Source organism: Pseudomonas sp. L13 (assembly GCF_009935965.1).
In the GTDB taxonomy this organism is placed as follows: Bacteria; Pseudomonadota; Gammaproteobacteria; order Pseudomonadales; family Pseudomonadaceae; genus Aquipseudomonas; species Aquipseudomonas lactis.
The window spans coordinates 1-341 of the sequence record NZ_QODJ01000119.1 but is presented as its reverse complement, the minus strand read 5'-3'; the positions used below and the strand labels follow the sequence as shown (position 1 = coordinate 341).

Genomic DNA, 341 nt, shown 5'->3' with positions numbered 1-341 from the left:
CCACAGCAATAAGCGCTTCATCTTCACTTGTTAGCAGCACTGATTTGAACGGCAGTTTTTCTCTTTGTGCAACATATTCCAATGTTTGTCTCAATAACTCTGATGGCGTTATTCCTAATTTTTCTAACGCTGCATAAGAACGCACTTTCAGATCATCATTCACACGAATATTTATAGTAGCCATAACGCACCTGTATTTACAATTGTATACACACATTGTATTCCACTGACACAACTTTGCAAGCTCCAAAAACGGATTAAAATCGCCTGTGGGCGATTTTAAACGTTTTTGTGAGCCAACAAGCGCAGCGCGTTAGCCTCTGCCAAAAACAGCGTTAAAA

1 protein-coding gene is annotated in these 341 nt (G+C 39.9%); it reads right to left on the bottom strand.

The window, feature by feature from the left end:
* Nucleotides 1-184: type II toxin-antitoxin system RelB/DinJ family antitoxin (locus tag DK871_RS28110; protein ID WP_218581561.1), on the bottom strand; the 184-nt coding region annotated here is incomplete at its 3' end.
* Nucleotides 185-341: the final 157 nt, after the last annotated feature.